Origin of the sequence: Cetobacterium sp. NK01 (assembly GCF_024506395.1) — a bacterium.
GTDB classification, from domain to species: Bacteria; Fusobacteriota; Fusobacteriia; order Fusobacteriales; family Fusobacteriaceae; genus Cetobacterium_A; species Cetobacterium_A somerae_A.
Window position 1 is genome coordinate 536,946 of sequence record NZ_JANIBO010000001.1, and the last position, 14,403, is coordinate 551,348.

At 31.4% G+C, this 14,403-nt stretch carries 14 protein-coding genes; 5 read left to right on the forward strand and 9 right to left on the reverse strand.

The features are described from left to right. Window positions 1–3: 3 nt before the first annotated feature. The 9 genes from murQ to glmS form a co-directional block, all read right to left on the reverse strand. Complete coding sequence (gene murQ / locus NON08_RS02630; protein WP_256689970.1) at window positions 4–900, reverse strand: N-acetylmuramic acid 6-phosphate etherase; 897 nt, start codon at window positions 898–900, stop codon at window positions 4–6. Continuing rightward, a complete protein-coding gene (locus NON08_RS02635) occupies window positions 901–1,749 on the reverse strand; it encodes a MurR/RpiR family transcriptional regulator (RefSeq protein WP_256689971.1) in 849 nt (282 codons plus the stop codon). Window positions 1,750–1,888: 139 nt separating this feature from the next. Further along, the gene (citF, locus tag NON08_RS02640; RefSeq protein ID WP_256689972.1) at window positions 1,889–3,427 is read right to left on the reverse strand and encodes a citrate lyase subunit alpha; all 1,539 of its coding nucleotides are present in this window, start codon (window positions 3,425–3,427) and stop codon (window positions 1,889–1,891) included. 19 nt (window positions 3,428–3,446) lie between these two features. Beyond that, window positions 3,447–4,319, reverse strand: a complete 873-nt coding sequence (locus tag NON08_RS02645) for an HpcH/HpaI aldolase/citrate lyase family protein (RefSeq protein ID WP_040406552.1) — start codon at window positions 4,317–4,319, stop codon at window positions 3,447–3,449. A gap of 30 nt (window positions 4,320–4,349) precedes the next feature. Further along, complete coding sequence (gene citD / locus NON08_RS02650) at window positions 4,350–4,607, reverse strand: citrate lyase acyl carrier protein (RefSeq protein WP_256689973.1); 258 nt, start codon at window positions 4,605–4,607, stop codon at window positions 4,350–4,352. Window positions 4,608–4,687: 80 nt separating this feature from the next. Then, entirely contained in the window at window positions 4,688–5,929 is a 1,242-nt protein-coding gene (locus NON08_RS02655) for a methylaspartate ammonia-lyase (RefSeq protein WP_023050117.1), read from the reverse strand. A 93-nt stretch (window positions 5,930–6,022) separates the two neighbouring features. Continuing rightward, complete coding sequence (locus tag NON08_RS02660; RefSeq protein WP_256689974.1) at window positions 6,023–7,480, reverse strand: methylaspartate mutase subunit E; 1,458 nt, start codon at window positions 7,478–7,480, stop codon at window positions 6,023–6,025. A gap of 22 nt (window positions 7,481–7,502) precedes the next feature. Then, complete coding sequence (glmL, locus tag NON08_RS02665; protein ID WP_256689975.1) at window positions 7,503–8,909, reverse strand: methylaspartate mutase accessory protein GlmL; 1,407 nt, start codon at window positions 8,907–8,909, stop codon at window positions 7,503–7,505. A gap of 40 nt (window positions 8,910–8,949) precedes the next feature. Next, window positions 8,950–9,363, reverse strand: a complete 414-nt coding sequence (gene glmS / locus NON08_RS02670; RefSeq protein WP_256689976.1) for a methylaspartate mutase subunit S — start codon at window positions 9,361–9,363, stop codon at window positions 8,950–8,952. Between the two features lie 334 nt (window positions 9,364–9,697). Here glmS and rimP point away from each other — a divergent pair, with 334 nt between their 5' ends. The 5 genes from rimP to rbfA are packed head-to-tail and all read left to right on the forward strand — an operon-like array spanning window position 9,698 to window position 14,403. Continuing rightward, window positions 9,698–10,183 (forward strand): ribosome maturation factor RimP, encoded by a 486-nt coding sequence (rimP, locus tag NON08_RS02675; RefSeq protein WP_413774012.1) that lies wholly within the window; start codon window positions 9,698–9,700, stop codon window positions 10,181–10,183. 38 nt (window positions 10,184–10,221) lie between these two features. Further along, window positions 10,222–11,328 carry a transcription termination factor NusA gene (gene nusA / locus NON08_RS02680; protein WP_256689977.1) on the forward strand — a complete coding sequence of 369 codons (1,107 nt, stop codon included), beginning with the start codon at window positions 10,222–10,224 and terminating at the stop codon, window positions 11,326–11,328. Further along, a complete protein-coding gene (locus NON08_RS02685) occupies window positions 11,321–11,845 on the forward strand; it encodes a DUF448 domain-containing protein (protein WP_256689978.1) in 525 nt (174 codons plus the stop codon). The genes nusA and NON08_RS02685 overlap by 8 nt, the downstream gene beginning before the upstream one ends. Before the next feature lie 24 nt (window positions 11,846–11,869). After that, window positions 11,870–14,029, forward strand: coding sequence for a translation initiation factor IF-2 (gene infB, locus NON08_RS02690; RefSeq protein WP_256689979.1), 2,160 nt, complete (start codon window positions 11,870–11,872; stop codon window positions 14,027–14,029). Window positions 14,030–14,046: 17 nt separating this feature from the next. Then, on the forward strand, window positions 14,047–14,403 hold the full coding sequence (gene rbfA, locus NON08_RS02695) for a 30S ribosome-binding factor RbfA (protein WP_256689980.1): 357 nt from the start codon (window positions 14,047–14,049) through the stop codon (window positions 14,401–14,403).

Genomic DNA, 14,403 nt, shown 5'->3' on the forward strand with positions numbered 1-14,403 from the left:
GTATTATTTTACTGCTTCTCTTATAAACCCTTTAGATTCATTTAGTCTTTCTAAGGCTTCTTCTTTATTACATTTTAATAAAATCATTATAATTGCTACTTTTACTTGATTACTAGCTTTTTCTAACGCTTCTTGGGCAACTTCATAACTACACCCCGTTATTTGCATTATATTATTTTTTGCCCTCTCTCGTAGCTTTATGTTAGTAATTTTTAAATCTACCATTAAATTTTCATAAACTTTCCCTATACCTGTCATTGAAGCAGTACTAATCATATTTAAAATTAATTTTTGAGCTGTTCCTGCCTTCATTCTTGTAGATCCCGTTAAAACTTCTGGTCCCACTTCTACCTCTATTGCTACATCTGCTATCTCTCCTATTTTACTTTTCTTATTACATGCAATGGCTATTGTTTTACAACCTATTTTTTTTGCATATTCAATTCCGCCTATTACATATGGTGTTCTTCCCGAAGCCGCTATTCCACAAACTATATCATTTGATCTTAAATCTATTTCATTCAACTCTTCTATAGCTAACTCTTTTGAATCTTCTGCGCCCTCTTGGGCTTCTACAAAGGCTTTTTCTCCTCCTGCTATTAATCCCATCACTTTTGTCTTATCTACTCCAAATGTTGGTGGACATTCTACAGCATCTAAAACTCCCAATCTTCCACTTGTTCCAGCACCCATATATACTAATCTTCCATTATTATTAAAAGCTTCTATAATTAATTTTACTGCCTTCTCAATTTCTGGAATAACCTCTTGAATACTTTCTGGAACTTTTTTATCCTCTTCATTTATAAGTATTAAGACCTCTTTTATACTCATGCTATCCATATTCATACTCTTTAAATTTCTTGTTTCTGTTGTTTTTCCTTCTAATATCTTTTCCATTTATTTTTCCACCCATCCCACTATTTTTTTACTTTTTTCTATATATTTTTTTACTTTTCTATAATCTTTTTGCATTAATCTTAAAAAAATACTATCTAATATTATCATTTGTGCCATTCTAGAAGAAATAGCTGAGCTTCTAAATATACTTTCTTTAGAAACAACTCCAATATTATAATCGCTTAAAGAAGAAAGACTATTTTTTCCAATTGATGTTATTGAAATAACAGGAATATTCATATCTTTAGCTATTTTTACAACATCTAAAACTTCTTGTGTTTCTCCTCTATGAGAAATTGCTATAACTAAATCTTTATCATTCATTGTTGAAAGCTTCATAAGCTGCATTTGCTTACTATCATAATGAACTGTATCCATTTTTATTTTCATTAACTTTAATTCTAAATCCCTTGCTACAATTGATGACATTCCCGAACCTATTATTAAGATACGACCGCTTTCTCTAATTTTCTCTATAATAGTTTCAAAATTTTTATAATCAATTACTCCCACAGTATTATTTAAAGCTTCTATAGTTTCTGCTAATGTTTTTTTTGTCACCTCTTCTAAAGAATCTTCTAAGTTTATATCACTATGTATTTTATTTTTTGATAAACTTTTTTTATTTTCTAAATCTCTTTCTAATTGTAACTTAAATGCTATGTATCCTGAAAATCCTATTTTTTTTATAAATTTAATAATTGAAGACTGACTTACTCCTATTTTTTTAGCTAACTCTGTCGAAGTAATCTCTCCTATTACGTTTTTATTTTTAACAATATATGTTGCAATTATTTTTTCACTTTCAGATAAGTTATTTTTCATACTTTTTATAATATTTTCAATCACAGTTCCTCCTTTACAGACATATATTACAATATATTCATTCTAAAATCAAGAATTTTTTATTTTATTTTTCATAATTTTAAAAGAATATTTTATTCTTGAAATTGAATAAAAAAAGTGGAGAAATATTTCTCCACAAACTTTATTTCACTTTTTTTATTGTATCTACAACAGTACCATCTCTATACTCAACAACTGCAACTATTTCATCTTCAAACTCAATATCATTCTCTTGTCCAGTCATGTTTCTAGCTATCTCTCTTAACTCCCCTATTGTTTTTATTGGAAGTTTGGAATCTTTAAATTTTTCTAATAAATCTTTTCTTAAAGGATTTATAGCAATTCCTCTTTCAGTTACAAGAATATCAACTGTTTCTCCTGGTGTAGTTAAAGTTGTAACTTTGTCTTTTACAACAGATATTCTAGAATTAACAAGCTGTGATACTATTATACATAATTTTGAACCTGCAGCTGTATCAGAGTGACCACCTGATCCTCCCATTATAACTCCATTAGACCCTGTTGTTACATTTACATTAAAGTTTGTATCAATCTCTGTAGCTCCTAAAATGACAACATCTAACTTATTTACAACTGCTCCTTTATTGTTTGCATTGGCATACATTGATGCTGACATCGTTATATGTGCTGGATTTTCCTTAGCTGATTTTATAGCATCTAAGTCAAAACATTGAACATCAAATAAAGCTTTAAACAGTCCCTCTTTATACATATCAACAATATACCCTGTTATTCCTCCAGATGCAAAACTTCCACAAATCTCTTTTTGCTTCATTATATTTTTTAACTGTGCTGCTACAGCTAAAGATATTCCTCCTGCACCAGTTTGAAAACTCATACCATTCTTTAAGTATCCAGATTCCTCAATAAATTTTGCTGTTAAATCTGCAACTTTTAATCCAATCGGATTTTTAGTTATTTGAGTTGTTCCCGACACAATTCCTTTCGGATCTCCTATTGCATCTACAACTAAAACATAATCTACTAAAGTTTGATTTATTTCAATTGTCGTGTTTGGATACTCAACTAGGTTATCTGTTATAGCCACAACTATATTAGCTAACTCTGCATCTGTATGTGCATATCCTAATGCTCCACAAGCTGATTTTCCATCTACACCATTTATATTTCCATATTCATCACTTGTAGGAGCTGCCATGAATGCAATATCAATAGTTCTCTCTCCTGATTCAAATATTCTTGCTCTTCCACCATGTGTATGCATTATAGCAGGTCTTTCTAACTTCCCTTGAGATATAGCTTCGGCTACTGGTCCAGATATATACGCTGCATATATTTGAGTTACCACCTTATCTTCTATCATTTTTACCAACCCTTTATGACAAGGGAATATAGAACTTGCTGCTATTGTTATATTTTTATATCCTCTTTTTGCAATCTCTTCCATTACCATATTTAAAACAAAATCCCCATTTCTTAAATGATGGTGAAACGAAACTACCATCCCATCCTTCAATGGTAATTTATCCATTAATTTGTTTAAATCTGTATGTAATTTTGAATCTTGAGCAGATATAGTTTTAAATTTAAAATCCTTTTTTATTACTCCATCTTTATTTGAAAGATACCCTTTGTATTGTTTTACGTTTCCATATCCTTCTATAAATTCAGGAATTTCTCTTCCTAAAATATTTTTCATTAGAACACCTCACCCTAAATTAATCTAATAATCCAATCATTTCAGCAATTTCTAAAGTTTGGATAGCTCTATTTATAATTGGAAGATCAACCATCTTTCCATCTAAAGAGAACACTCCTAATCCTTCTTTTTCCGCTTCTTCTTTTGCTGCCATAACTCTTAAAGCATGATTTATCTCCTGCTTTGTTGGAGAATATACTTCATGAATTGTATCTATTTGTCTTGGGTTTATAGCTAACTTTCCAGAGAATCCTAACATCTTAGCTTTTCTCGAATCTGCAGCTAATCCTTCGTAATCATTTGTATCAGTAAAAGGTGTATCTATTGCATCTACTTTTAATGCTTTACAAGCATTTACTACCTTTGTTCTAGCATAAAATAACTCTTCTGAATCTTTAGTTCTTTTTACTGCTAAATCTGCAGCTAAATCTTCTCCACCTAATAAAACAGCTTGAATTCTATTAGAAGACTTTATTGTTTCATAAACAGTTTCCACTCCATAAGCCGTTTCTACTAAAGCATGAACTTTTATAGTTCCTACTTCAAACCCTTCCTCTTTTTCAATTCTTTCTAACTCTTTTTCCAAAATCTCCATATCTTCTGGAGTAGCCTTTGGAAGTAGTATTGCATCTGGCTTTAATCTAGCCATCTTATCTATATCTGTCATTGCAAATGGAGATGATAGTGGATTTATCCTTATTACAACTTCTGTTTCTCCATAATTCATAGTTCTCATAGCTTCTGTTACTAATATTCTTGCTGCATCTTTTTCTGTTAAAGCAACTGCATCTTCTAAATCAAATATTACTGAATCTGCTCCAAATGTATCTGCTGTTTGTAGCATTCCTGGGTTATTTCCAGGCATAAATAACATTGTTCTTCTTAATTTCACACTAACACCTCACCTTAAAAGGAATATTTATCAACCTCTTTTAACAGCTCCTTCAATTCTAGCTCTTATTGTATAATCTAAAGCTCCTTTATCTTGAGCTTTTACTAAAACTGAAGTAATTCCCATCTCTTTTAATTTCTCTTCAATAACCATCTTTATATGATTTCCAAACTGCTTTTCTACAACACTTTCTAATTCAATACTTATTCCATTTTCACTTGGAGTTAACATTACAAATATATCATTAGACTCTAATGTTCCACATTTAGCAGGTTTATTTATTGTCATTCTATTCACCTCTTAGAATTTTCTATAAAATTAAAGGAAAAGGTAGGAGACCCCCACCTTTTCCCAGAATTAAAAGTCTATTACTTTCTTCTGTTTACTAAAGCTTCTACTCTGCTCATTTCGTTAAATACAATCATGTATCCTTCGTCAACACCCATTCCTGGTTTTGCTAAAACTTGAAGAGCTCCACATGCCATAGCTATGTTAGTAGTAACTTCAGCTGATCTGTTAGTCTCGTTACAAGTTCCTCCACAGTAAGAACCAATTCCTACTTTATTACAGTAAAGAATTGCATCTGCTATGTTATTTACTCCTCCTAAATCTGGAGTTTTTATTTGAACTACATGTCCAGCTTTAGCATCAGCAAAAGCTGCGATATCCTCATAAGTGTTACACCACTCATCAGCAACTAACTCGATTCCCATGTTTCTTCTATCTACTTCAGCTGTCAATGCTGCTAAAGCTTCAATTTGTTTATCTCTATCTTCTACATCCATAGGACCTTCAATTCTTAATTTAAATGGTTTTGCTGCATCTACTAATGTTTGTAAATAGTCTGCCATTTTTGTTGTATCCCCATCAAATGCTGCTCCAATTGTTCCATATACATCTATGTGTAAAATAGGAGTATAGTCTTCTGAATCTCTTAAGTGGATTATTCTATCTCTTAACCATCCAACATACTCAAGTAATAACTCTCCATTTTTACCTAATTTTGTTTCTACATGATTTATTAAAGCATGTGGTAAAACATCAGCAGATTTTATAATCATTTTGTCTGCATTTTCGTATCTGTTATCTCCTGATTGAGTGAATATAGGTCTTTTTGAAATTTCCAAACCTGTATTATAGTCTTTTTGAATAACTTCAGCCATAGTTACTTTTCTAGCTTTTGCTACAGCATCTAATAAAGCTTGAGTAATTCCATATCTTATAGCAGTATGTAATCTTTTTCCATCTAATAACATTCCATCAAACTCTTCAGCTAATGATTTGAAGTTATCTAACTCTTTTCCAATTAACTTTGGAGCGATTTCTTTTTCAATTACCGGAATAAAATCTTTAGCTAGGAATAATGGGTCTCTTCCTCCTGCACCTGAATATTGTACTGCTGCACAATCTCCAAATGCTACTTGACCATCTTCTAATATTAATTGTACAGAGATTGCTTCTCCAGCTTGTCTAATTGAAGTAAATCCTTCTGTTACTGGCTCTCCTACATAAGCAAATCCATCATGTCCTGCTCCTTTTTTTATAGCTCTTTGGTCATCAAAGTAGAAACCTGTTTTTCCTGCTGAACATACTACATCAACTATTCTCATTTTAATTCCTCCTGATTTTTACGAGGGAGATCTCTCTCCCTAACTTTTATAATAAATCAAATTTTAAATAATATTTTTTTATTTTTATAGAAATTATTTTGTTGCTGGTCTTCCAATTAATGTTCCTTTTCCTACAGCAAATATATCATCTACTGTCATTTGGAAGCTTATTGGTCTTCCTTCAAAATCCGCTCTTTCTTGTAATTTAGCAGTGTGGAAAGCTTTTATATCTTCTGATAGAGGTAAGTTTCCAGCATTTAAATATCTGATCATTCCGTTGTTATCTCTAGCTGGTAACATTTTTCCTGCATTATATTTAGATGGTGCAAATGGAATATCTAAAACTCCCTGCTCAAACGCTTTAACAGTTCCTACTGCTAAATCCCCATTTCCTAACTCAATTACTTTATCAATAATTTGCTTAACTTCTCTTTTTATCATATCTTTTTCAAATTGAACTTCTTCAGAGTTTGGTAAATTTTGCCCTCTTAATAAGTTTAATACCATTTTTGTTGCTCTAATTCCCATTGCGTTAGCTTCTTTTGTTGGTACTCCAATAGCTTCGTGAGGTGTTTTTACGATAACTTTTGTTGCTCCTGCTAATGCTGCTGCTGACGCTCCATTTGAAATAACTCCAAAGGCTTTAGCTTCATCTTCAGGGAATCCTCCCATCCACTGGTGGAATACAGAAGTCAATTGCATATTCTCATAACCAAACTCTTTACAGTACTCTTCAGCTTGCTCCATCATAGATCTTACTGCAGCAACGTCTTGTACTAAGTTTCCACATTGACCATATCCTAAAGTGATATTTTTAACTCCTTGCTCAGCAGCCAATAAACACTCAATAATTTGAACAGCATTTGAAATTGATGGTGGAACTAATGTTCCTGTTAATGGTCCAAACGGTTCTCTATTGATAGAAACTCCTTGTTCTTCGTACCATCCAACTAATCTATCACAATATTGCCAATCTCTTATTGTTTGTTCTAAACTTACTGATTTTGCATAAGGAATGTTATAAGATATTCCTCCACCCTCGTTTGATGTATATCCAGCAGCAAGCATTATCTCTGATAATAATCTAGCATCTGGAGTTCCATGTCTTAATTGTAAAGGTAAGTTTACTGCTTCTACAACTTCTCTACAACCTTTAACTCCATGGTTTACACCTGGGAATCCATTTAATAATGATCTTCCTGCTTTTTTAGACTCTTCAATTCCTTTTTCACAGTTCTCATATTTATTTTGTCTTGTATAAGAATCTATTGTAGATGGTAATAAATCAGCTCCACCCTCTTTATCTAAGAAATTTAATAACTCAATATGTTGCTCAATTAAAGCAACTCCCGCTCTTGGTTGAGCTAAAGTTATATTTTTTGCTTTTGCATCCATTAATTTTTTAGCGAAGTTTTTGTGCTCAGGTAAAGCTTTATGATAAGCTACCGCTTCCTCCAAATTTACATCTGCCCCTGTTGGCCACTGCTTTAAAACCTCTTCTCTTACTTTAAAGAACTCTTCATCAGTCCATTTTTTAAATTTTAAATTCATTGATCAGATTCCTCCTCAAAACTTATACTTCAATCAGATATTTTTTCATTATTTTTATCGCTAAATCCGGCTCTTTTTGAGCTAATAATCCCATAGATGATAGAATATATGTTTTATCTACCATAAACTTTGGATTTTCTGGTTTTAAATATATCGGTTCTGCTGGATTAAATTTTCCTGCTTCTAAAATCCCTCTTGGATTTTCACTATGAACAATAACTCCCCCAGTTCCTATTATATACGGTGCATTTAAAAGATCTTTTCCACTTTGATTAAACATTGTTCCCATAGGAGTGTATATACACTCAAGAACTCCACAGTGTCTTGTCATGGATAACTCTGTAGCTACTTTAGCCATTGCTTCATCAAATAAAATCTCCTCTTTTGATTGAGGAACCATTTTTATATGATCATGTCTATAATTACAGTGACCTTTAACATCCCATTTTTTATCAACATCATTTAAATAATTTCTTATTTTTCTAGTTCCAGCTGCTTCCAATAAAGAGATTGCCGAATATCTCATCCCTAGATCTCCCTCAACAGTTCTTTTTGCAACAGGGTCTTCTAATCCTTTTAATAGAACTCCAGGTTTAGATGGATCTCCTTTTCCAATAGAATGAATATCTGTTGTTGCTCCACCGATATCTACTATTATTAAATCTCCAATACCATCCTCTTCATCTGTCCCTTCAGATAATACTTCTGCTGCTTTTAATACTGCTGCTGGAGTAGGCATTAATATTCCACTAATGAAACTTTCAGCCTTTTTCATTCCTTTAGCTTCTATTATCTTATTCATAAATACTTTTCTAATTTCTTCACGTGCAGGTTCAACATTAAGCTTATTTATTTTAGGCATAACATTATCTGCCATATAATAATCTATTTTTGCTTCAATAAACATTCTTTCTATTTCATCTGATGCAGCTTTATTTCCTGCTACAATAATTGGCTTTTTTACATCATGCTCTACCAATAATCTCGCATTATGTATAATGCAATCTTTATTTCCTCCATCAGTACCTCCTGCTAGCAAGATTATGTCCACTGGTGAATTTTTTATCTCTTCCATCTCACGAGAATTTAATTCATATGAGTATGTTTTCATAACTCTTGCTCCCGCACCTAAAGCTGCTTTTTTTGCCGCTTCAGCTGTTAGCTCTGGAACTAATCCAATTGCAACCATTTTTAATCCACCAGCTGCAGATGAACATGCTATTTTATCAACAAATTCAACTTGTGATATTGGTACTTCTTTTTCGATCTCTTTTACAAGCTTCTCATAAGCTTTATCGAAACCTATCATTATATCCTCTTCGACAGTTGTTATATCTTTAGCAGTTGCTAGAATTCTTTCTCCTACTAAATCTATCGCTGTTAACTTTGTATAAGTACTACCAAAGTCAATAGTTAGATAACATTTCATAGAAATCATCTCTTTTCTTTAATTTATTGGATTTAGTTTATTATAATCCTAAATCTTCTTTTAAATCTTCTGTTGTAAGTTCAATTGGAGTTCCTGGTCTATAAACTCTATTGAATCCCATAGCTTTAAATCTAGCTTCTACATCTGACCATTCTTGTTTTCCAACAACAATGTTTCCTCCAACATAAAGTAGTATATCTTTTAATCCTGCTTCTTCACATTTTTCTCTCATACCTTGACAATCTAATTCTCCATGTCCGTATAAAGATGAAACGATGATTGCATCTGCTTTTGTTTCAACTGCAGCATTAATGAAATCAATTTGTGGTGATAAAACTCCTATATTGATTACTTCAAATCCGTTAGTCTCTAATACATGGTGAATAATTTTATTTCCTACTGCATGACAGTCAGAACCGATTACACCAATTACTACTTTCTTTCCATTTTTCATTGAAAATAACACCTCACTATTTTTTTTCCTATAAAAAACAAACTTTTATAATATATTTTATACACTACGTTTTAAAAAAACACAATAGAAATAATAAATTTATATCATTGATTTTTTAACTATTTATAAAATATATTGTAATCATTCGTGTGAACAAAATTTAATTTAATGTTTTCCTACATTAATATATCTATGCTATACAGAATAGTATGATTTCATTGATTTTTTTTTATAACTATGCTATACTCTAATTGGATAATTTATACTAGAGCTGACAAGAGTGGGGAAATCCCACTCTTTCTTTATAGTTTTTATTTGGAAAGAGGTGAAATTTATGATAAAACTTGATAAAAGAGAAATGGAAGAAACTCTTTTAAAAATAGAAAAAATTGTTACTCCTGCTATCGAAAAGAGAGAGGTTGATTTAGTTGACTTAGAGTATGTCCAAGAAGGAGGATATTTATACGTACGTATTTTTATTGAAAATCCCAACGGAGACATAACTCTTGAAGATTGCGGGTCTCTTAGTAACGAAATTGATGAAGCTATTGATGCTTTAATCCCACACAAATTCTTCTTAGAAGTTTCTTCACCGGGAGTTGAAAGACCTTTAAAAAAAGAAGCCGACTTTATAAGATTTAATGGTGAGAAAATTAAAGTAAGTTTAAAACATAAGCTTAATGATAGCAAAAATTTTGAGGGTATCATACAAGATTTTAAAGAAAATAACCTTTATTTAAAAGTTAAAAATGAAACTTTAGAAATACCTTTTAAAGAGATAAAAAAAGCTAATATTGTTTTTGATTTTAGTGATATTTAATTAATATTATTTAGTTATAGTTAGGAGGAAAACCCATTATGAAAAGTAAGGATGGTAAAATCTTTTTAGAGGCTCTTGAGCAGCTTGAAAAAGAAAAAGGAATAAATAAAGAAAGTCTTCTTGAAGCAGTAGAGCAAGCTATGCTTGCAGCTTACAAAAAACATTACGGAGAAGAAGAGAACGTTGAAGTTGAAATCAACAGATCAACTGGTGAAGTAAAGGTTTTTGAAATTAAAACGGTTGTTACTGCTGAAGATTTATATGATGCTGCTTTAGAAGTTTCTGTTGAGGATGCTGCTGAAGCTGGTCATAAAAGAGTTAAAGTTGGAGACGTTATTAAGCTTGAAGTTAATTGTGAAGAGTTTAGAAGAAATGCAATCCAAAATGGTAAACAAATCGTTATTCAAAAAGTTAGAGAAGCTGAAAGACAAAATATCTTTGATAAATTTAAAGTTAAAGAACATGATATTATTACTGGTATCATCAGAAGAATCGACGAAAAAAGAAATATTTTCATCGAATTTGATGGATGTGAAGCTATTTTAACTACTGCTGAGCAGTCTCCAGCAGATGTTTACAGAGTTGGAGAAAGAATTAAGGTTTATGTTGCAGAAGTAGAAAAAACAAATAAATTCCCTAAAATAGTTATTTCTAGAAAAAACGAGGGCTTATTAAAGAAACTATTTGAATTAGAAATTCCTGAGATTGCTGAAGGGGTTATTGAAATTAAATCTGTTGCTAGAGAAGCTGGTTCAAGAGCTAAAGTTGCTGTATACTCAGCTGATGAAAATATAGATACTGTTGGAGCTTGTATAGGTCAAAAAGGATTAAGAATTAGAAATATTGTTAATGAATTAAATGGTGAAAAAATTGATATCGTTGTTTGGAAAGAAGATGTAGAAGAATTTGTTTCTGCTGTTCTTAGTCCAGCTAAGGTTATCAGTGTCGAAGTTCTTGAAGAAGGGACTACTGCTAGGGTTTTAGTTGAGAATTCACAACTTTCTTTAGCTATTGGTAAAAATGGACAAAACGCTAGACTTGCTGCTAAATTAACTGGTATGAGAGTAGATATTAAAACGGTAGATTCTTTTAAAGCTGAAACAGGAAATGAAACTGTTACTTTGGATGAGGAAGAAAATGCTTAATCATACTCCAGAAAGAACTTGTGTAGTTTGTAGAGAAAAAAAGAATAAAAGCGATCTTTTTAGAATCGCTAAAATAAATGACAACAACTATTCATTTGATGAAAAGCAAAAACTTCAAGCTAGAGCTGTCTACGTTTGTAAAACTCATGAATGTATAAAAAGAATTTCAAAAAATAAAAAATATAGCCTAAAAATTGAAGATTTACTTTCAATGGTAAATCTTCTTAAGAAACAATCTAAAGATTACTTAAACATTTTAAAGGCAATGAAAAACTCTGAACATCTAACTTTCGGTATCAACATGGTTATGGAAGATATTCAACATATCCATTTCCTAATAATCGCTGAGGATATTAGTGAAAAAAATGATAAAAAAATAATTGCAAAGGCTAAGGAATTTGATATTCCTTATGCGCATTTTGGGGATAAAGCACAACTTGGTGAGATATTTAACAAAGATGAAATCAATGTGATTGCTATAAAAAATAAAAAGGTTGCAAGGGGATTGATCGATTAGGCTATTTGGAGGTGTCTAGATTTTATGAAAATAAGAGTACACGAATTAGCTAAAAAATACGGTTTTGGGAATAAAGAGTTTTTGGATATTTTAAACAATATTGGAATTGATGTACACTCACATCTAGCTGGATTGACTGTTGAGCAAGAAAAAATTGCCACAGCTTATTTTGCTAAAAAAAATGATAATGTTGTTTCTAACAATGTTTATATAGAGGAGGAAACAATGAAAAAAAATATGGAATTTAATGATGTAGATGATTTTGTAGAGGAGAATCATACTACTACAAAGAAAAAGAAAAACAAAAATAGTGATAATAACTCTAAAGACGAGGGAAAATCAAAGAAAAGAAAAAAAGGAAGAAGAGCAGACTTCGTTGTAAAGAAAGCTGAACAAGGTCCTGAAATTATCGAAGAAGATGGAATGAAAATAATCAAAATTAGAGGTGAAATAACATTAGGTGATTTCGCTGATAGACTTGGAATTAGTAGTTCTGAACTTATCAAAAAACTTTTCTTAAAAGGACAAATGTTAACAATTAATAGTCCTATATCTTTTGAACTAGCAGAAGAGCTAGCTATGGATTATGATGCTCTTGTTGAAGAAGAGGAAGAAATTGAATTAGATTTCGGAGATAAATTTGCTCTTGAAATTACTGATAGACCTGAAGACCTTATCGAAAGAGCTCCAGTTATTACAATCATGGGGCACGTTGACCACGGAAAAACATCTTTACTTGATGCTATAAGAACAACATCTGTAGCTTCAGGAGAGGCTGGAGGAATTACACAAAAAATTGGAGCTTATCAAATTAATAAAGCTGGAAGAAAAATAACTTTCGTTGATACTCCTGGCCACGAAGCATTTACTGATATGAGAGCTAGAGGAGCTCAAGTTACTGACATCGCAATTCTTGTTGTTGCTGCTGATGATGGTGTAATGCCTCAAACAATCGAAGCTTTATCACATGCTAAAGCTGCAAATGTACCTATTATTGTTGCTATCAATAAAATTGATAAACCTGAAGCTAATCCTATGAGAGTTAAACAAGAGTTAATGGAGCATGGACTTGTTTCAGTTGAATGGGGAGGAGACACTGAGTTTGTTGAAGTTTCTGCTAAAGCGAAAATGAACTTAGATACACTTCTAGATACAATTTTAATTACTTCTGAAATTTTAGAATTAAAAGCTAATCCTAAGAAAAGAGCTAAAGGTATTGTTTTGGAATCAAGACTTGATCCTAAAGTTGGACCTATTGCTGACGTTTTAATTCAAGAGGGTACTTTAAAAATAGGAGAAGTTATTGTTGCTGGAGAATCTATGGGTAAAGTTAGAGCCTTAGTTAATGATTTAGGTGCTAAAGTTCAAATTGCTACAGTTTCTCAACCAATTGAAATTATTGGATTTAATGATGTTCCATCTGCTGGAGATACATTCTATGTTATCCAAAACGAACAGCATGCTAAAAGAATTGTTGAAGAAATGGCTAAAGAAAGAAAAATCGCTGAAGTTAGCAGAAAATCAATATCTCTTGAATCTCTTTCTCAACAAATGGATAATGCTAATGTTAAAGAACTTAACTTAATTTTAAGAGCTGATTCTAGAGGTTCTGTTGAAGCTTTAAGAGACTCTTTATTAAAATTGTCTCATGAAGAAGTTATCGTTAATATAATCCAAGCTGCTTCTGGAGCTATTACTGAAAGTGACGTTAAACTTGCTGAAGCTTCTAATGCTATCATTATTGGATTTAATGTTAGACCTACAACTAATGCTTTAAAAGAAGCTGACTCTAATGGAGTTGAAATTAGAACTTCTAACATTATTTATCACATTACTGAAGATATTGAAAAAGCACTAACTGGAATGCTTGATCCTGAGTTTAAAGAAATGTATTCTGGTAGAATTGAAATTAAAAAAGTCTTTAAAGTTTCTAAAGTCGGAAACGTTGCTGGTTGTGTTGTTGTTGATGGTAAAGTTAGAAAAGAATCAAATATTAGAATATTAAGAAATGGTGTTATTGTTTATGAAGGAAAGCTTAACACTCTTAAAAGATACAAAGATGATGCTAAAGAAGTGGTTGCTGGACAAGAATGTGGTTTAGGTATAGAAAACTTCAATGATATCAAAGAAGGAGATATCGTAGAGGCATTTGATATTATCGAAGTTAAAAGAACTTTAAAGTAAAAAGTGGGTGATTTATTATGAATAAAAAAAGATTAGCTGCAATAGAAAAAGAGGTTTCAAGAGTTGTCTCTAAATGTCTTTTTGAAGAAATTAAAAATCCAAAATTAAAAAAAGCTATGGTTTCTATTACAAATGTTAGAGTTACTGAAGATTTAAAATTCGCTGACTTATATTTCAGTATTATGCCTATAGCTGGTGGAACAGTTAATAAAAATGAAGTTTTAGAAGGGTTAAATGAAATTAAAGGTTTTCTTAGAAAAAGAGTATCTGAAGAACTAGCCTTAAGATATACTCCTGATATTAGAATAAAACTGGATGATACTATAGAACACGCTATTAAAATCTCCCAGTTACTTGATAGCTTAAAAGGATAA